This window comes from Pseudomonas rossensis (assembly GCF_039888995.1).
GTDB classification, from domain to species: domain Bacteria; phylum Pseudomonadota; class Gammaproteobacteria; order Pseudomonadales; family Pseudomonadaceae; genus Aquipseudomonas; species Aquipseudomonas rossensis.
On record NZ_JBBWCB010000035.1, the window covers coordinates 1 to 17859 of the forward strand.

A 17859-nucleotide genomic window follows, 5' to 3' on the forward strand; every position below is an offset into this window, starting at 1 on the left:
GCTGGCCGTGATGGTGCACGACCAGATCGCCCCACTGATGAACTGGCCCGCCGCCTCCGCTGCCGGTGTGGTGCTGATTGTCACCACGCTCGCAATCATGACCTTGTCCGAATACATCACTGGCCGTCGTCGGCGCATGCTGGAGGCTTCCCAATGAGCACCCTGATCAAGAAACGTTATGGGCTGCTGCCCGGCGAGACCGGAAAGTTTGCCGGCATCCTGTCGGGCTTCATCCTGCTGCTGGCGGTGTTGCCGATCCTGACCATGATTGTGATGTCGTTCAGTGGTGCGTCGAACCTCGACTTCCCGCCGAACAGCTACAGCCTGCAATGGTACAAGGCTGCCTGGAACACCTTCGTGTCGCCGGATTCCAGCGATGTGCTGAGCCTCGGTAAAGCCATGACCACCAGCCTGATGGTGGCGTGCCTGACCATGGTGTTTGCGACGATTGTCGCGGTGCCGGCCGCCTATGCCCTGACCCGTTGTGAGTTCCGCGGAAAAGCCGTGGCGCTGCAACTGATGTCGCTGCCATTGGTGTTCCCGATGGTGGTGTTGGGGCTGGCGTTATTGCTGGTGTTCGACAGCCTGCCGTTCCAAATGACCACCTCACGGTTGGTGATTGCTCACGTGATCCTGGCGCTGCCGTTCGTGGTGAAAAACTGCACCGCCGCGATGCTCTCCATCGGCAGCGAAGTCGAAGAAGCCGCGCAGATGCTTGGCGCTTCACCGACCCGGGCGATTATCGATGTGGTGGTGCCGTTGATGAAGTCGGGGATTCTGGCGGGGATGCTGCTGGCGTTCATCGTCTCGTTCAACGAATTCACTGTGACCTACTTCCTCTACACCATCGACGTCATGACCGTGCCGATCTGGATGTACAGCCGCACCGTGTCATCGCTCGACCCTACCGTTTTCTCGTTTGCCGTGCTGATCGTGCTGATCGACTTCGTCCTGATCTGGGCGTTGGAGAAGCTGGTCGGTGAAGGTGGCGTTTCGTTCTGATTCTTGAGGTGCAACATGACTGGTCTGATTCTGGAAAACGTCGAGAAACATTACGGCTCGGCCTGCGCGGTAAAGGATGTAAACCTGCATTTGCCTGAGGGCAAACTGGTGTGTTTTCTCGGCCCGTCGGGCTGCGGCAAAACCACGTTGCTGCGGATGATCGCGGGGCTTGAAACCCTGAGCGGCGGCGAGATTCGCCTGGACGGTGAAGACATCGGCCACACGCCGGCGCATCAACGTAATTTCGGCATGGTGTTTCAATCGCTGGCGCTGTTCCCGCACATGACGGTGGGGGAGAACATCGCCTATCCGCTGAAACTGCGTGGCGTCAGCAAGGCTGCTCAGCAGGCGCGGGTGGTGGAGTTGCTGCAACTGATTCAGTTGCAGGAAATGATCGACCGTCCGGTGTCGAAACTCTCTGGCGGTCAACGTCAGCGCGTGGCAATTGCCCGGGCGATTGCCAATCACCCGAAAATTCTGCTGCTCGACGAACCGCTGTCGGCGCTGGACGCCAAGCTGCGTGAGTCGATGCAGGTGGAAATCCGTCAGCTGCAACAACGCTTGAACATCACCACCATCATGGTGACCCACGACCAGCGTGAAGCCATGACCATGGCGGATATCGTCGTGGTATTGGGTGAGCATCGGGTCCAGCAAGTGGGCACGCCGATTGAAATCTATCGTCACCCGGCCAATGAATTTGTTGCGGACTTTATCGGCTCGGGCAATATTTTCCCGGCCACGGCACTGGGCAATGGGAAGATTGGGCTGCCGGGTGGCGATGCGCTGGAAGTGCCGATCTGCAGCAGCATTGTGGTGGGTGAGAAAGTGAAGATGTTGATTCGTCCTGAGGACCTGCAACTGTCGCATCCGCAGGCGACGGCGGGGAATCGGTTGCTCGGTAAGGTGACGTTTGTGCGTGATATTGGCGCGACGATCGAAACGACAGTGGAGTGTTCCGGGGTGTCGTTTACGGCGTTGAGTACGCCGTGTCAGGGGTTTGGGTTGAGCATTGGCAATCCGGTGTCGGTGACGTTGCCGGCTGAGGCTTGCCGCGTACTCGGCGCCTGACATTAGAAACTGGTCGAATTCACTGGCCTCATCGCGGGCAAGCCCGCTCCCACAGGTTATGTGTACACCGCAATACCTGTGGGAGCGGGCTTGCCCGCGATGAGGCCATCAGCCACACAACAAATGCCGGATCAAACCGACAACCGCAACCGCGCCAAATCCCGCAACGGCGGAGCCCCGAACAATCGGCTGTACTCCCGGCTGAATTGCGAAGGGCTTTCATACCCGACCCGATACCCCGCCGCCGAAGCCTCCAAGCCTTCCGCCAGCATCAACCGTCGCGCTTCTTGCAGGCGCAGTTGCTTCTGATACTGCAACGGACTCATCGCCGTCATCGCCTTGAACCGGTGATGCAACGTCGACACACTCAGGTTCACTTCCTTCGCCAGATCATCGATGCGCAACGGCTGTTCATAGTTGCCGTTGAGCCATTTGATCGCCTGACTGATGCGATGGCTCTGGCTGTTGGCGATAGCGATTTCGTACAGCCGATGGCCCTGCTGGCTGCGCAAAAGTCGATACAGGATTTCCCGGCGAATCAGCGGTGCGAGCATGGCGATGTCTTTCGGCGCATCCAGCAAACGTGCCAGACGCAGCACGGCGTCTAGCATCGCGGTGTCGATCCGTTCGACATACAAGCCTCTTCCCGTTGGCCGGGTGGGCACACCGAGAGGGCCGGCGTCGGCAATCAGCGCGGAGATTTCCGCCGGGTCGATATCCAGCCGCACCGCGAGGATCGGTTCTTCAGACGTGACATTCACCACGCGCCCGCTCAGTGGCATCGAAACCGACACCACCAGGTAATTCAGCGGATCGTAATTGAAGTATTCATCGGCCAGCCTGACCTCTTTACGGCCCTGCGCCATGATGCACAGCGCCGGTTGCGCCAGTACCGGGGCAAACTCATGGGACTTGCTATGGCGCGACATGAACAACGAGCCGACGGCAGTCGCATAAGTGCCATCCTCCGCCGTGTTATGGCGAATGATAGCGGCCAGTTCCGCGCGCTGTTTCTCCATTTCGGCGTCCAGCGGGGCTTCAAAGTGATCGAGCGACGACATGCAAGGCATCCTCGGTGGGGCGTCAGTAATGAGGCGAGCTTAAGTTTGTGCAAGACGAAGCGGTAGACACATCCTGCCTCAACCTTGCCTGATTCTGCACGGAGTGAATTAACGGCACCTCTATGACAGGGCAACCCAAGGAAAACTTGCTTGAAAGCCCTGTTTCATTGGCACGAAAGCTTTAACAGGTTGTTACAGGTTTTTCGAGAAGCCGCGCAGGATTGTGCAACAAGCTGGCAGGAATCGACTAACCGCGCTTCTACCTGCGCGCTTAACCTTTGATCCTGTCGCAGCCCGTCCCACGGCTGCCACTCGAGTACCTGGGAGGGTTGAACATGTCTACGCAGATCCCCGTCAGTCATATGGCTTTTGTTCGTGCCCGCGCCGGGCGTTCGGCGGAACTTGGTGCGCGCCTGAGCGCCTTGATCGAGCCGTCCCGCAGCGCCCCGGGTTGCCTGAATTTTGCCCTGCAACATTCGCAGTGCGATCCGGAGTTGTGGCTGGTGTCCGGTTTCTGGATGAACCAGCAGGCCATGACCGCTTACTTCAGCACCCCGGCCATGCAGATTTTTGCCGGGTTGGTGCAAGACCTGGTGGTCAACAGCCTGGATTTTCATACCTTCAAGGACGTGTCGGCTGCCCAGGCGCTGGGGCAGTCCCAGTCGTGGGTACACAAAATGGCGGGTTGAGGGTTTAATGGCTCAACTCTCAATCAGCCAGGATCCGCGACATGGCACGCAAAGCCTTTGAAACCTTCGAAGCCGTATCTGCCGTAGTACCCCGCGAGGGCGGTTATCACGCCGCAATTGCCACCAAAGCCATCGGTGGTTCGGGTGCACCGCGCTTTCACACGCTGCTCGAAGAACAGACCTTCAAAACTGCCCATGAGGCCGATGAGGCCGCAGCCAAAGAACTGACCCGTCTCAGGGACGTCAGCGAAGACGGCGACCTGATCTGGTAATTACTTGACCGCCCCCGGGCGATACATCTTGAACAATGCCTCAGGCCCCAGCTGGAAATAATCCGCTGGCCCGCCGCCGCGCAGGATCGGTTCTGCCGCGGCGGTGTCGTACACCCCATCCTTCAACAGCCACTTGGCGATATGCACGGCGACCACTTCGCCGAGAATCAGCCAGCTCGGCACCACGTTCCCGTCGGCCCGCTGCAACTGAATGATCTGCGTGACCTTGCACTCGAAGGACACCGGGCTTTCGGCGACGCGCGGCACCTGAATGATTTTCGACGCTGCCGGGGTTAGCCCGGACAGCTCGAACTCGTTGACCTCAGGCCCGACCATGGCAGAGCACTGGTTCATCTGCTCGGCCAGCGGACGGGTCGCCAGGTTCCAGGCGAACTCGCCGGTTCGCTCGATGTTATTCAGGCTGTCTTTGCGCCCGACACTGGAAAAACCAATGATCGGCGGAATGTAGTTGAACGCGTTGAAGAAACTGTAAGGCGCCAGGTTCAGGCGGCCATCGGCATCCTGAGAGGAAATCCAGCCAATGGGACGCGGGCCGACGATGGCATTGAACGGGTCATGCGGCAGGCCGTGGCCGTTGGCGGGTTCGTAGAAATGGATGTCGTCGGGCATGGCGTAAATTCCTGGGGGGCTCGGGAGGCGGTCATGGTGCAAGGACGAACGGATAATTTCCAGCGATGAGATCCAAATGTGGGAGCAAGCTTGGTCCGGGCGGCGTTCCGACGATGACGGCAGCACATCCGACATCTATGTGGCTGACAGACCGCAATCGTCGGAACGCCGCCCTGACCAAGCTCGCTCCCACAGGGGTTCTGTGTAGACTCCGGCATTTATGTTCCTCCAGATATAAGTAAGCCCGGCCGAAGCCGGGCTGTGAACCTTCCTCCAACTATTAGCCGATGGATTCTGCGGTACCGGTTTTATCGAAACCGTCAGCGGCATAGGTATCAGAATGAGCGCGTTCGACGGAGGCGCTGGCTTCGGACGCGAAGGAGGCCGAACCGGTTTTGTCATAACCATCAGCGGCAAAGGTGTTGGCAGCCAATACGGAAAGGGTCAGGGCGAGGATCAGTTGGATTTTCATGATGTGTACTCCAGGTTCGTTCGCAGTGAATACGTACAGGCGCTGATTCGGGGGCCTGTAACGGATATACGTGCGTCACGTTGATTTGGATGCGGTCCGCTGCAGAATGCTGCGGGGGCATTAACCGATCGTTATCTGCTGGAGGGGTCGACCTGGAACCGAGGCGCGCCCATCGCGAGCAAGCTCGCTCCCACATTCGACCGCATTCTCCTGAAAGAACTCGGTCAATGTGGGAGCGAGCTTGCTCCGGGCGGTGTTCCGACGATGAGGCCCTGGCAGTCACCCTTGCAGTGACTGCTGAACGCCTGTCAGTCCGTCTCGATCCGCGAATGCTTGCGGGTGTCTTTCATAGTGATGTACACCAGCAACGACACGGCAATACACGCGGTGACATACCAGTAGTAACCGGTTTCCATGCCGATGCTCTTGAACCACAGTGCGATGTATTCAGCGGTGCCGCCGAAGATCGACACGGTCAGCGCGTACGGCAGGCCAACGCCCAGGGCGCGGATTTCGGTCGGGAACAGTTCGGCTTTGACCACCGCATTGATCGAGGTGTAGCCGCTGACGATGATCAGCGCCGCCATGATCAAGAAGAACGCGCCCCACCAGGTCTGCACGGTGTGCAGGGTGGTCAGGATCGGCACGGTGAACAGCGTCCCGAGAATACCGAAGGCAATCAGGATCGGCCGGCGACCGACTTTATCCGAGAGCCCGCCAATGATCGGTTGCAGGCACATGAACAGGAACAGCGTGGCAGCCGAAATAGTGGTGGAGTCGGAGATGCTCATGCCGACGGTGTTCACCAGGTATTTCTGCATGTACGTGGTGTAGGTGTAGAACGCCAGGGTGCCGCCCATGGTCAGGCCGACCACGGTCATCAGTTCCTTCGGATGACGCATCAAGGTGCGCATCGCGCTTTCCTTGGCCTTCTCTTTCTTGGTGAACGACTCGGTTTCTTCCATGCCACGACGCAAGTACAGCGCGACCACGGCACACAGCGCGCCGATGGCGAACGGGATGCGCCAGCCCCAGGCGTACAGCTCTTCAGTGGTCAGGGTCTGTTGCAGCACGATCAACACCGCCAGGGCGATGAGCTGGCCGGAGATCAGGGTCACGTACTGGAAGCTGGAGTAGAAGCCGCGACGTTCCTTGGTCGCCATCTCGCTGAGGTACGTCGCCGAGGTGCCGTACTCGCCACCGACCGACAGGCCTTGCAGCAAACGGGCGAAAATCAGCAGGATCGGTGCGCCAATGCCAATGGTTTCATAACCCGGGCTCAGGGCGATCAGCAGCGAGCCGAAACACATCAGGTACACCGAAGCCATCAGCGCTTTCTTGCGACCGGCCTTGTCGGCGTAGAGGCCCATCAGCCAGCCACCGATCGGGCGCATCAGGAAGCCCACGGCGAAGATCGCGGCGGTGTTCAGCAGTTGTGCGGTGGTGTCGCCTTTGGGGAAAAAGGCCTTGGCGAAGTACAGGGAGAAGGCGGCGTAGACGTACCAGTCGTACCACTCGACCATGTTGCCGACAGAGCCGCTGAAGATCGATTTGATGCGACTGGCAGTGGTTCTTTCTTTGGCAGGCGAAGCTGCCGACCCAAGAGGCAGGGTTTGTGAGTTATCCATGACGGATCCTTCATTTAATTGTTTTTGTGGAGCGCGTTGAAACGCAGCCTGCTTGGGCTATAGCAGGAGATGTGCCAACGGAGGGAGGGGCGGTTTAGAGGGGGTGACGATGATTAGTGAGCGAAAATCCGCTCATTCCGGACAGGGTGTGAGCGGAAAGGCGCTTATCCAGCTTATGGATTTGCTTTGCCTGTACCGGCCTCTTCGCGGGCAAGCCCGCTCCCACAGTGACCGTGTTGAATACAAACTTTGTGTACGACGCTGTCCACTGTGGGAGCGGGCTTGCCCGCGAAGAGGCCCGATCAGACGCTACAAGAACATCTCGCGGGTCAGGCCATGCCGCTGCATCTTCTCATTGAACGTCCGGCGCGGCAGTTGCAGCTCTTCAAGCACCGCTTTCACATCGCCCTTATGCCGGGTCAACGCCGCGCGCAGACAATGCGCTTCAAACGCTTCCTGCTGCGCCGCCAGCGATTGCCCAGGGTCAATCCCCACCGGTTCCGGCTCACCCAGTCCTAATACTTGCCGCTCAGCAACGTTCGCCAATTCGCGCACATTGCCCGGCCAGTCATGGCTCAGCAGATGGCTCAACTGCGGGCCGCTCAGCGGTGGAAACGTCCGTCCCAAGCGCTCGGCGGCATTTTGTGCAAACGACTCGAACAACAGTGGAATGTCTTCACGCCGCTCGCGCAAAGGTGGCAGCCGCAACTCGGCCACGTTCAACCGATAGGCCAGGTCCTCGCGAAAGCGTCCGGCCCGGGCTTCGTCCAGCAAGTCGGGTTTGGTCGCGGCGATGATCCGCAAATCCACGCGGATGCTCTGATTGGAACCCAATCGCTCCAGCTTCTGCTCCTGCAACACCCGCAGCAATTTCACTTGCTGGGCCAGCGGCATGCTTTCGATTTCATCGAGAAACAGCGTGCCGCCATCGGCGTATTCGAGCTTGCCGATGCGTTTGCCCGAGGCGCCGGTGAACGCGCCGCTCTCGTGGCCGAACAATTCGGCCTCGAACAACTGCTCGGGAATCGCCGCACAGTTCAATGCCACAAACGGTTTGTCGGCACGCGGACCGAAGTCGTGCAGGCAACGGGCAACCAATTCCTTGCCGCTGCCGGTTTCACCACGAATCAACACATTGACCGGCAGCGTCGCCAGGTCCAGCACTTGCCGACGCAGCGTCTGCAAACCACGGGACACGCCCAGCAGCGTCGCATCGAGTTTGGCGCGGTTGTCCGCTTGCTCGTGCAGGGCACGGTTCTCCAGCACCAGCCGCCGCTTGTCCAGCGCACGGCGCAGACTGCCGAGCAGGGTTTCGGGGCTGAAGGGTTTTTCAAGGAAGTCGTAGGCACCATCGCGCATCGCTTCGACCGCCATCGGCACATCGCCGTGACCGGTCAGCAGAATCACCGGCAAGTCGGCATCGCGCCGCTGAACCTCGGCCAGCAGTTTCAGGCCGGTCATGCCAGGCATGCGCACGTCGCTGAGGATCACCCCGGGGAAATGCTTCGGCAGCTGCGCCAGGCATTCATCGGCGCGGCTGAACAACTGCACCTCGAACCCCGACAGGCTCAGCCATTGTTCAACGGCACTGCGAATACTGCTTTCGTCGTCGACCACCATCACTGAATTCAGCATGAGCCAGGGGCCTCCAGGTCGATGGGCAAGGTCACGGTGAACACCGCGCCGTTTGCATGATTGTCGGCGCTCAGGCGTCCACCCGATTCGTGAACGATGGCAAAGGATACGGCCAGCCCGAGGCCCAGGCCATCACCCACCGGTTTGGTGGTGAAGAACGGATCAAACACGTTCGCCAAGTGCTCTTCGGCAATGCCGCCACCGTTGTCGGTGACGGTCAGGCGCCAGAGTTGTTCGTCGGCTTCGAGACGGATTTCCAGGCGCTTGCAGGGTTTGTCCTGCATGGCGTCCAGGGCATTGCGCAGCAAATTGATCAGCACCTGTTCCAGACGAATCGCATCGCCACGCACCCAGGCCGGGCGCGTCAGGTGCAGCACCGTGCTGACCTGTTCATCGCGCAACCGTGTGTCGAGCAGCTGCAACGATTGGTCGACCACCGCTGCCAGGTCCAGGCGTTCGCGTAAACCGCTGGGGCTTTTGCGGGCGAAGGTTTTCAGGTGACCGGTGAGTGCGGCCATGCGCGTCAGCATGTCATCCACCGGTTTGAGCGCCTTGTAGGCGTCGTCGACCCGACCGTGATCGAGCAGCAGCCTCAGAGTAGCAAGCTGCATGCGCTGGGCGGTCAGCGGCTGGTTGATTTCATGGGCCAGCGCGGCGGACATCTGGCCGAGGGCGGCGAGTTTGGCCGATTGCACCAGACCGTCCTGAGCGGTGCGCAGGTCGCGGGTGCGCTCTTCCACCAGTTTTTCCAGCTCTTCACGACTGCGCTGGCGCAGCTTGGCCAGACGCCAGCGCTGATTGAGGAACAGCAACAGAAACACCACGGCCAGCCACAACCCGGCAGCGGCAAGCCCGGCGTTGCGGCTGTCTTCGAAAGCGATTTGCGGACGGCGCAGCAGGTGCAGCGTCCAGCCTTCGGTGCTCAGCGACAGCGATTCCCACAGGTAATTGGCCGTCCCGTCAGGACCCACGACCCGCGTCAGATCACTGTTGTCGTCGAAGCGCCGTACCGATTGATACTCGAGCGGTGTCAGCGGTTGTTTGTCGTATTGGCGGGTGGCCTTGAGTTCGGCGTGATCGCTGTCACTCAGCGGTTTCAACAGGCGATAGCGCCAGCCCGGCTGGTTGGCGATGAAGATAATCCCGCGTGCATCACTGACCAGCAGCGTGTCGCTGCCCTGACGCCACTCGCGCTCCAGTTCCGGAAATTCGAGTTTCACCACCATGGCGCCGAGGAACTGGCCGTCGTCGCCGGTGACCGCGCTGGACAGGAAGTAACCGGGAATGCCGCTGGTCACGCCCACCGCGTAAAAGCGCCCGGTGCCCTGGGTGCGGGTCTGGCTGAAGTAGGGGCGAAAGCCATAGTTGTGGCCGACATAACTGCTGGGCAGACGCCAATTGCTGGCGGCCACTGCCAGGCCGGTGTGGTCGAGCAGTTCCAGGGTCGAGGATTGCGCCGCGCCGTTGATCTTTTCCAGTTTGCGATTCAGTGCGTCCTGCTGTTCAGCGGATACCGAGCCATTGAGGGCTGCACGCAATTCCGGATCCAGTGCGAGCACAGCGGGCAGGGCGCGGTAGCGGTCGATCAGGGTGTGCAAAGAGTTGGCGTATAACGCCAGTTGCTGATTGGCGCGGGCGGCGTCTTCGACCAGGGCCTGGCGTTCGGTGTGGCGCATGGCTAAACCGGCCGCCAACGCTGAGCCGGCAACGATCAGCAAGGTGTACAGCATCAGACGTAACGTCCGGGAGGTCGCAAGCATGGCGTAGTAAACAGTCAGCAATACGGGCGCGCACCATAGCATGCACGCCGCGTGTGGACAGAGTTGCCAGTGTAAAGCTCATCCGTTTATGCAGCGGCTTTACCGCTGTTTCTGTGAGTTCGAATAGTATTCACGAAACTGTACAGCATGCCGGTGATTTCACCCGATTCCTTATCCAGACTTTGAATATCGATCCCATTGATACTGGTGACGGAAAGTGCGTCGGCATACTCGTGAATGCTATCCATGCTGGACTCAATAGCGTCTGCGAGCCCGAGAATACCATTTTCGAACTCATCCATTTTTTCGCTTGATTTCTCCTTGCTGGCCCCAATTGTTTCATTAAATATTTCCGGTAACCCCAGTATGACGCCTACGCCACTGCTGATTGCGCTCACTGCTTCCGAAGGAAGTCCTGTCAGCGTTTTCTTCAATATTTGACTGGAGGCAAGAGCAGTGGCTTCTTTTGTAAGTTTCAACCCCGACTTCTGAGAGCGGAAGTTCATGTTCTGATATTTTGCTTTTAAATATTCACCCGGATCCATGTGCTTATATTCAGCTTTCTGTATTATTTTTTCCGGGCTCAGTCTTGTGGTTTTCAAGTTTACTGACGCGCTCAAGCCTGTTCTTTCGGCAACGTAGTCCACGAGGCCGCTGACAGCAATTTTGGCGCCGAACCCTAACCCTGCACCCACCAGGTTACCGACACCAGGGGCCACTATGCCCAAGGACTGGGCCCCGATGCCGACGGCAATCCCCACGCCATAACTGATGGCTTTACCTGCCACCAGCACCATCGCTCTGCGCGTCGCCGCAAGCGCGATGTCTGAACCTGAGCCCATCGTGCTGAGCTGCTGGCCGGCATCTCGCGTCCGGCGTTTGGTAATCCCGAGTATTTCTATATGACGAGTTATTTGCTTGTTAGTTTGCTGTCTTAAACGGCGTGTCGCTGACGCTTGGCCGTTTTTGGCGTAGCTGGCGTTTTCCGACGCGATCATCCTGTCTACCCCCGCGTTGAAGTCAGCCATACTCGGCCATTTGACTTCGCCATTGATGTCGACATAACAGATTGGATTGTTCCCCACAAACCCATACAGATTCAGCCCATCCACATCACCCGCCGGATCAGCACTGACCCAACGCTGCAACCACGGTGCGTAATAGCGCGCGCCGTAGTAATACAGCCCGCTGTCATCCATTTCCTTGCCCGAATAGCGGATGGTTTTGTAATCGACGTCTACCTCGTTACTGCGTGCGTACCAGGCCGTGGCGCCGAACGGGTAATAACCTTCCTGGCTGATCACCTGCGCATCTTGATCGAGTTCAATTGCGCAGGAACCCAAATGATCGTCGAGGCTGTAGCGCAATTGATCAGCGGCGACTTTGCCGGGTTTGCCGATCTTCCAGTGCAGGCAACGCACGCTGCCGTGCCCGCCGGGCAGGGTGATCACGTGCAGTTCTTCGCCATTGTCGCGGGTGCGGATTTCCAGCCCCGGCAGGTAGATCACCTCCTGAAAGTGGGTCAGCAATGGCGTGTGGGTTTCGTGCCGTTTGTACACGCGCACGCCCTGGCTGTAGCGGTAGAACTCCTGGTCATCGGAGCCGTTGGTGCGTTTGACCAGCGTCACCGATTCCAGTTGGTCCAGGCTGTTCCACTGCAAGGCTTTGCCCGGCTGCAAGTCCTGAAGGTTGCCGTGGCGATCAAACAGCTTGTTGAAGTCGGGTTCGTCACCGGGTGTCCAGCGCACACCGCGATTACTGCCAGGGTCGATGAACATCTCGCGGGTGTGACAGGCCCCCTCACGCTCATGGCACAACTTGATCAGGTTGTTACCGGCGTCGTACTTATAGTGTTGCGTGTAGTTGAGCCGATTGTTCGGGTCGCCGGGTGAGGGGCGCCCTGGAATGTCCGATGGCAGCGCATCGTCGTAACCTGTGGCGCTGATCAGCCGGTACAGCGAGTCATAGGTGAAGTCGCGGTGGCCATCGATGAGCTGGTTGGCGAAGTAAGTCGGTTTGAACGCGTGGTCTTCGATGCGGGTGATGTTGCCAACGCGGTCGTAGAAGTACTCGAGGTTTTGCAGCGCCGGCTCGGCGTTTTTTTGTGCGCGTTGCGTGGACAGGCGCCCATCGACCGGGTCGTAGGTCCAGGTGCTCAGCACGTCGTTGCCAGCGCATTGTTCGATGATCTGGCCGGCGGCGTTGTACTGCGCGTCTTTCAGAACCGATTCCCAACTCAAGCCATCTTTAATCCGCAGATGAACCTGCTGGAGCTGCCCGGTAATGTCGTAGCACAACTGTTGCTGGTGATCACCGGCATCGGTCTGGCTCAACAGCGTACCGAGCGGGCCATAACTTCGGCTGCTGCGGTAGGGCTTGCTCTCGACCAGGGTTCGGGTTTCGCGCAGTGGCTGTCCCAGCAGGCTGTAGCTGTCGAGACTCAGGGTGCCGGAGCGGTCGACCTGCGCGGTCAATTGGCCGCGCCGGTTGAAAGCAGGATTGGCGGAGGAATCGGCATAGGTAAAGGTTTCGACGTTGGGCTCGCCGCTTTCCTCGATGGCGAGCGGGCGCAACAGAAGGTCGTAGGTGGTGCACCAATGACTGCCACGTTGATCCCAACGCTGAAGCTCTTCCCCGGCCAGTCCGGCCAGGCTCAAGCGCCAGCCGGCATCTACAGAGGAGACCTTCAGCGGCTCGCCGGACAGGCGGTAGACCGTGGTCAGGTTGGGGACGATACCGAACAATCGCGGGTCCCATTGTTCGAGCAGTCGCCCGGCAGCGTCGTAGTGCTGGCGGGTTATCAGGTTTTCCACGGGGCCGGCAGTAACCTTGCGCAAGTACGCGATCTGGCGAATCGGTAAGCCCCGGCTATCAATGGCCGTCACATTAGGGGTGCGCCAATGAACGGTGGTTGTCATGGCTTGCCTGCCTTCAGCTCACCTTCAAACGGTGCAACATAGGTGTCATTAAAGTCCAGGCTGGTGGTGTACCAGGGATGGATGACTTCGCGCGCGACATCCCCTTTGGCGTTGATGACTTTGGTCAGGCGACCGAGCACGTCGTAGAACTGTTGATCGTGATGGCCGAACTTACGAAAGGAATGGTCGTTGATGTAGTGGTGCACGTTGGCGAAGTAGGGGCGAAACACTCGAACGGGCAAGCCTTTGTTGTTGTACTCCACACGTTCGCTGACGCGCCAGCGTGGGTTGGCCGGCTCCACGCGCGGCTGGCCTTGGTCAAGAATCAGTGAGCGGTCTTCGGCCACGACAAAAGCCGGGCCTTGCTCGACCAACTGTTTGGTCTGCAGTGGCCGGCCAAAACCATCCACAAAGACTTTGACGATCTGGATTTGCTGCAGCTCATCATCCCAATAGCGGTCGGCGGTGAGGACGACGCTGTGCACCGGTTCGCGGGGAACCGTATGGATCAGGTCGAGCAGCGCTTGTTCAGGCGCGGTCAGGGATTTGAGCCGGGACAGGCGACGGCGGGCGCTGGCGCGAATGTGCAGACTTGGCAACACGTAGCCTTGTGCGACCCAGGTGGTCAGCCAGTCAGGTGTCTGCCTGACGGAATAAGGGAGTTCACCCATCCAGCTGAACAGGTCCTTGCGCAATACGCTGGCCGCTTTTTGCAGGGCGCCTTTCGGATCTTCGATGGCAGGGTCCGGACGATGGTCCATAGGACGTTCGTGTTCGTCTAGGGGGCGAAAACCCATTTCATCGCCGTCTTCAGTTCCATAAAAACTGATGGCAAGGGGTTGTCCGGACGGCTCGTAAAGGGCTTCCTCGACATTGTTATTGGCATCGATGCTGCGCATGAGTTGCAGCGCGTGATAGTCATATTCGAAACGGGCTTCGCACTTGTCCGGCTGCGTGATGCTTTTCGGCAGCAGACAGTAGGCGTCGTAGCAGGCTGTCGTGGTGCCGTAACTGGGCGTTTCGTTGTACTCCATCACTTTGTAAAAACTATCGAACTTGCCGTACTTGGCAAAACCATACCGGGATGACCAAAGATTTCTTTCCTTGTCCTCTTCCTTGTCTGCCTCCTCGTCTACCCCCAGCACCAGGGGCATGAACGAATAGCCGATTTTTTCCAGTTCGTTCCGAATAACGAGCGACGGCACCGTGTCGTAGGCTTGCAGTGCTGTCTTGTCTAGTTGTGCGAGTTCCAACGGTGCCCGCAGTGCCTCGAAATCGGCGTGGCCATCGGTAAGCACTGTTCGATCGTCAGTCTTGAGGTAGCGATAGACCGACTGCGTGGTCAGTAGCCTCTGTGCGGCCCATTCCGGCGTGGCGTACAGCTCGATAAAGCGTTCATACGAGATATCTGCTGGGGTAAGTCCCGCGGGTGCCGTCCCCTTGGGCAAGACCATTGCGTTGCCACGTTGCAGATAGGGCAGACCTAGTCGCCAGCCTTGCAGGTCCTCCGTCAAGTGAATGAACTCGGTGCGGGTTTCGCTCAGGTAATAAGACTGTTGCGCCGGATCATGGGCATCAAGCCACCATTTCTGTTCATCGACATCGTCAAAGGGCGGTTTATCAATGGAGGTTCTGCGCCGTGCATAGCTGACCGTAATACCATGCACAGGCAGACCGAACTCGTCATGGCCCAACGTGATTTCATGTCGGCACAGCGGGTCATCAATGAAGCGTTCGTACTGGTAGCTGATCTTTTCCAGCGGCAAGGGCAGCATGATCGGGTAAGCGTCATGGTCGCCCTTTTTGCGCAGCTCGCGGACCTTGTAACGGTTTTCCTCCACCGCGAAAGGCACCGCCATGCCCAGGTCATCGTCGGCGGCGTAGGTCTCCACACGCAGCACTGAACCTGCGAGGGCGCGGGCGATTTCGTGGGCGGTGGCTTCATCGGGCGGCGGGATCGGGTCATCGAAAGCGTCGTTGCGGTGATACTGGCAGAACAGCGTGGGTTTCAAATCACACGCTTCGGAGTCACGGTTGAAATAGCCATCGCGTGGCAGATCGATTTGCCGTCCGGTGTGAAACCAGGTGCAGACCAGCGCCGGGGCGGTAAAACCAATGTCATCTTCAATTGCACCGGTTTCACTGTCGGTCTGACGCAGCAATCCGAAGCCGCGAAACTCGCGGTTCAGGCCATCGTAATAGCCCTGCAAATACTGGAAAAACTGGTTCAGGCAGTTGCCGGTGATTTCATCGAGTTGGCTTTGTTGCTTGACCACCGGTACCGGGAACGGCAGGTAGCAAATCGGCAAGCGTTTGAACGTGAGTATCCGTTGCTTTTCATCCAGCCATTCCTGTGCCGAACTGCGATACACCACCTGCGTACTGCAACCCATGTTGTTGTTACTGGCGATGAGCATGTAAGGCTTGGCGCTGACGAAATCGTAGCGCCAGTGCCGTGGCTTCATATGCGGCACGGTCAGGATCAGGCTCGCGCAACCCAGGCCTTGCAGGTCGGCGAGGGTGACCTGGCACAGGTTGTCGTAGCGAATGCCGTCGGGCCAAGGGACCGTGACAGGGATCTGCTCCAGACCATTGCCGCCGCGATTGAAATAGATCTGGAAACAGTCGGACTTCAGATAAATCAGTGCCGGTGCGCCAGAGCCGTCGAGGTCGGCAATCCGCACTCGCGCCGCGTCGAATGTCGCGTAATCGAAGGGCAGGGCACTCATGACAAAACCCTCGCCGAACCGACCGTGACCGATGTTCGGCCAGCATTTGATTTCGTCGTGCCGGATGCGGCACAGCTCGGTCATGTCGCTGCCCAGCAAGTTGCTCAGCATCACCAGTTCGGTGCGGGAGTTGCTGAACAGCGGCAGGCGATCGGTGTCCGGTTTGTGCTCGACCTCCTGGCCCTGCGCGAAACCTTCCTCACGCCTGTTGGCGTACAGGCGCACGGTTCGCGGACCGATCAGCGCCATCGAGCTGAGCCCGTCGCCCATCAAGTCGCCAGACTGTGAAAGCGTGTGGAAGAACTCCACCGGGAACGCCGTAAAGGGAATGAACCCTGACCAGCTGCGATCGGGGTTGAGGGTATGGAAACCGCTCATGCCGGGCGAGGCGAGGATCCAGTCGAGCCGGCCGTCGCCGGTCAGATCGGTCAGCGCCTGATAGGTCGGTTGATTGCGATCGGCCACGGGAATGCGGGTCAGTTCTGTCCATGGGCCATAGTGGATGTCATCCGCCCCCGTCGGCGCGCGCAAGGGTTCGCGGTAATACCAGCTCTGGTCGTAACGACAGAGAAACCCCGGCACGCCTTCACCGAACAAATCAACGCATTGGTGGCTCGCGCCGTCCTCGATGCCGGGCATGTTTTCGAAGGGGAAGAACGGGCTCGACTGCTTATTGAGTTCGAAGCCTGAATAGTCGAACTCCACCGGCGGCATGTTTTCCACGGCGCCGCTGGCGTCGTACGCTTGATAGTGAGCCGCTACGATTTGACTATAGGACCAGAGCGCTGTGCTGCGCGGGTAATCGAGTACCAGGCGTCGAACCAGCACCGGATTGGCCCCTAAATCGGGAAACTGATGAAACATCAATACTTGTTGGCAGAGGCGGCGAGTGCCCACTTCAAAGCCTTGACCATAGGAGGAAAAGGGGTCTGAGCGTGTCAGCCACGGATTAAGTGTGTCGCCGTCATAGACCGGTTTTTCCGTCAGGGCTTTAGTGCGCTCGCCGTAGTCGAATACCAGATGGAAGTGCCATGAAGGCGCTAATGTCAGTATGTTCCAGCCATACAAGTGCTGACTCGCTGCGAAGTTGCCATACAGCACGCGATGCAAGTAACGCTGAGCCCGGTAGTCGTGTGGCAGACCCGGGTCCTCAGACGAGTCCTCTGCTTTGTATTCGAAGCAAATGTGTTCACCGTGGGTGTTCATGCTTTCCTGCAACAACCAGGCAGCAACGCGTTGCGGGCCCTGCGGATCAGCCCGACGCGAGGTATCGGATTTACCGAACAGGTGAAGACTGCCATCGGCCCCATGCACCAGCCAGAAACCCTCGGGAGTGGTGTCGGAGCGCCAGAGTTCAATCAGATCGAACGAACTCTCGACCCGTGGCCAGTAGCGCACAACGCGGTGCTCGCCAATGGGGAGCTTGCGGTATTGAGTCTCGATTCTGGACTTGGGCTTGCCCTTGTCATCCAACTCGGGCATCAACTCCTCACCGCCGGGGCCGACCATGATGTCGACGTCGAGGTAATCAGGCACGCCCTTGCTGGTCCGGCGAGTGATGGCCCTGGTGCCCAAACGCCAGCCGATGCCGAACGGACCGTTACCGCCCTGGCTGTCATAGGCCAGCGCCATGGCGGGATCGAAACCGCGCCCTGCTGAAAGGGGCAGCGGCAACTCGAACGAGGCACTGCCCGTCACGCCGACCGATCCCCAGCTTTTGCCAATCGTGGCAATGGAAGCACTCTTGGCGATGGAGGGTTCAGTGATGCTCAGGGAGGCTTGCTCTTCCATGGGGCTGATCCTGTGTCGGCTTTGCGCTCTCCCGTAGCAACGGTGTCGCGTGATAGAGCGACGCTAACAAAATCAGGGGAAGGTGTGACCTGTCAGATCTGACAGGTGAGGCCGGTTTTTTTAGACCGAATACCGTGGGAAACACTGCGTTATATAGCGAATAGTAAAAGTGACACCCAAAAAAACGGCCGGGCCATCTAA

General features: G+C 58.9%; 12 protein-coding genes and 1 pseudogene. 5 read left to right on the forward strand and 8 right to left on the reverse strand.

Annotated elements, in window-relative coordinates:
- From WLY71_RS11950 to WLY71_RS11960, 3 genes and pseudogenes are all read left to right on the forward strand, one after another.
- Positions 1-157, forward strand: a pseudogene (locus tag WLY71_RS11950) (ABC transporter permease); the annotation flags it as partial.
- Complete coding sequence (locus WLY71_RS11955) at positions 154-1002, forward strand: ABC transporter permease (protein ID WP_347803701.1); 849 nt, start codon at positions 154-156, stop codon at positions 1000-1002. The pseudogene WLY71_RS11950 and the gene WLY71_RS11955, both read left to right, overlap by 4 nt.
- A gap of 15 nt (positions 1003-1017) precedes the next feature.
- Positions 1018-2073: an ABC transporter ATP-binding protein gene (locus WLY71_RS11960; protein WP_347803702.1), complete on the forward strand. Its 1056-nt coding sequence runs from the start codon at positions 1018-1020 to the stop codon at positions 2071-2073.
- 131 nt (positions 2074-2204) lie between these two features.
- Here WLY71_RS11960 and WLY71_RS11965 read toward each other — a convergent pair whose 3' ends face one another.
- Positions 2205-3134, reverse strand: coding sequence for an AraC family transcriptional regulator (locus WLY71_RS11965; protein ID WP_347803703.1), 930 nt, complete (start codon positions 3132-3134; stop codon positions 2205-2207).
- Between the two features lie 335 nt (positions 3135-3469).
- Here WLY71_RS11965 and WLY71_RS11970 point away from each other — a divergent pair, with 335 nt between their 5' ends.
- Both WLY71_RS11970 and WLY71_RS11975 read left to right on the forward strand, forming a co-directional pair.
- A complete protein-coding gene (locus WLY71_RS11970; RefSeq protein WP_046049698.1) occupies positions 3470-3823 on the forward strand; it encodes a putative quinol monooxygenase in 354 nt (117 codons plus the stop codon).
- A 41-nt stretch (positions 3824-3864) separates the two neighbouring features.
- A complete protein-coding gene (locus tag WLY71_RS11975; protein ID WP_347803704.1) occupies positions 3865-4095 on the forward strand; it encodes a hypothetical protein in 231 nt (76 codons plus the stop codon).
- Here the strand turns inward: WLY71_RS11975 and WLY71_RS11980 are convergent, their stop codons facing one another.
- From WLY71_RS11980 to WLY71_RS12010, 7 genes are all read right to left on the reverse strand, one after another.
- On the reverse strand, positions 4096-4725 hold the full coding sequence (locus tag WLY71_RS11980) for a flavin reductase family protein (protein ID WP_347803705.1): 630 nt from the start codon (positions 4723-4725) through the stop codon (positions 4096-4098). It lies immediately after the preceding gene.
- Between the two features lie 280 nt (positions 4726-5005).
- Complete coding sequence (locus tag WLY71_RS11985) at positions 5006-5197, reverse strand: hypothetical protein (protein WP_283181487.1); 192 nt, start codon at positions 5195-5197, stop codon at positions 5006-5008.
- Positions 5198-5505: 308 nt separating this feature from the next.
- Positions 5506-6825, reverse strand: coding sequence for an MFS transporter (locus WLY71_RS11990; RefSeq protein ID WP_309678085.1), 1320 nt, complete (start codon positions 6823-6825; stop codon positions 5506-5508).
- Positions 6826-7134: 309 nt separating this feature from the next.
- Entirely contained in the window at positions 7135-8460 is a 1326-nt protein-coding gene (locus WLY71_RS11995; RefSeq protein ID WP_347803706.1) for a sigma-54-dependent transcriptional regulator, read from the reverse strand.
- On the reverse strand, positions 8454-10262 hold the full coding sequence (locus WLY71_RS12000; RefSeq protein ID WP_347803707.1) for a sensor histidine kinase: 1809 nt from the start codon (positions 10260-10262) through the stop codon (positions 8454-8456). Before WLY71_RS12000 ends, WLY71_RS11995 begins: the two co-directional genes overlap by 7 nt.
- A 44-nt stretch (positions 10263-10306) precedes the next feature.
- Positions 10307-13138, reverse strand: a complete 2832-nt coding sequence (locus WLY71_RS12005) for an RHS repeat domain-containing protein (RefSeq protein WP_347803708.1) — start codon at positions 13136-13138, stop codon at positions 10307-10309.
- A complete protein-coding gene (locus WLY71_RS12010) occupies positions 13135-17658 on the reverse strand; it encodes a SpvB/TcaC N-terminal domain-containing protein (RefSeq protein ID WP_347803709.1) in 4524 nt (1507 codons plus the stop codon). Before WLY71_RS12010 ends, WLY71_RS12005 begins: the two co-directional genes overlap by 4 nt.
- Between the last annotated feature and the right edge of the window lie 201 nt (positions 17659-17859).

What these genes read in the sequence shown, in the direction of transcription:
- WLY71_RS11955 (WP_347803701.1), top strand. Translation starts at nt 154, where the DNA reads ATGAGCACCCTGATCAAGAAACGTTATGGGCTGCTGCCCGGCGAGACC.
- WLY71_RS11960 (WP_347803702.1), top strand. Translation starts at nt 1,018, where the DNA reads ATGACTGGTCTGATTCTGGAAAACGTCGAGAAACATTACGGCTCGGCC.
- WLY71_RS11965 (WP_347803703.1), bottom strand. Translation starts at nt 3,134, where the DNA reads ATGTCGTCGCTCGATCACTTTGAAGCCCCGCTGGACGCCGAAATGGAG.
- WLY71_RS11970 (WP_046049698.1), top strand. Translation starts at nt 3,470, where the DNA reads ATGTCTACGCAGATCCCCGTCAGTCATATGGCTTTTGTTCGTGCCCGC.
- WLY71_RS11975 (WP_347803704.1), top strand. Translation starts at nt 3,865, where the DNA reads ATGGCACGCAAAGCCTTTGAAACCTTCGAAGCCGTATCTGCCGTAGTA.
- WLY71_RS11980 (WP_347803705.1), bottom strand. Translation starts at nt 4,725, where the DNA reads ATGCCCGACGACATCCATTTCTACGAACCCGCCAACGGCCACGGCCTG.
- WLY71_RS11985 (WP_283181487.1), bottom strand. Translation starts at nt 5,197, where the DNA reads ATGAAAATCCAACTGATCCTCGCCCTGACCCTTTCCGTATTGGCTGCC.
- WLY71_RS11990 (WP_309678085.1), bottom strand. Translation starts at nt 6,825, where the DNA reads ATGGATAACTCACAAACCCTGCCTCTTGGGTCGGCAGCTTCGCCTGCC.
- WLY71_RS11995 (WP_347803706.1), bottom strand. Translation starts at nt 8,460, where the DNA reads ATGCTGAATTCAGTGATGGTGGTCGACGACGAAAGCAGTATTCGCAGT.
- WLY71_RS12000 (WP_347803707.1), bottom strand. Translation starts at nt 10,262, where the DNA reads ATGCTATGGTGCGCGCCCGTATTGCTGACTGTTTACTACGCCATGCTT.
- WLY71_RS12005 (WP_347803708.1), bottom strand. Translation starts at nt 13,138, where the DNA reads ATGACAACCACCGTTCATTGGCGCACCCCTAATGTGACGGCCATTGAT.
- WLY71_RS12010 (WP_347803709.1), bottom strand. Translation starts at nt 17,658, where the DNA reads ATGGAAGAGCAAGCCTCCCTGAGCATCACTGAACCCTCCATCGCCAAG.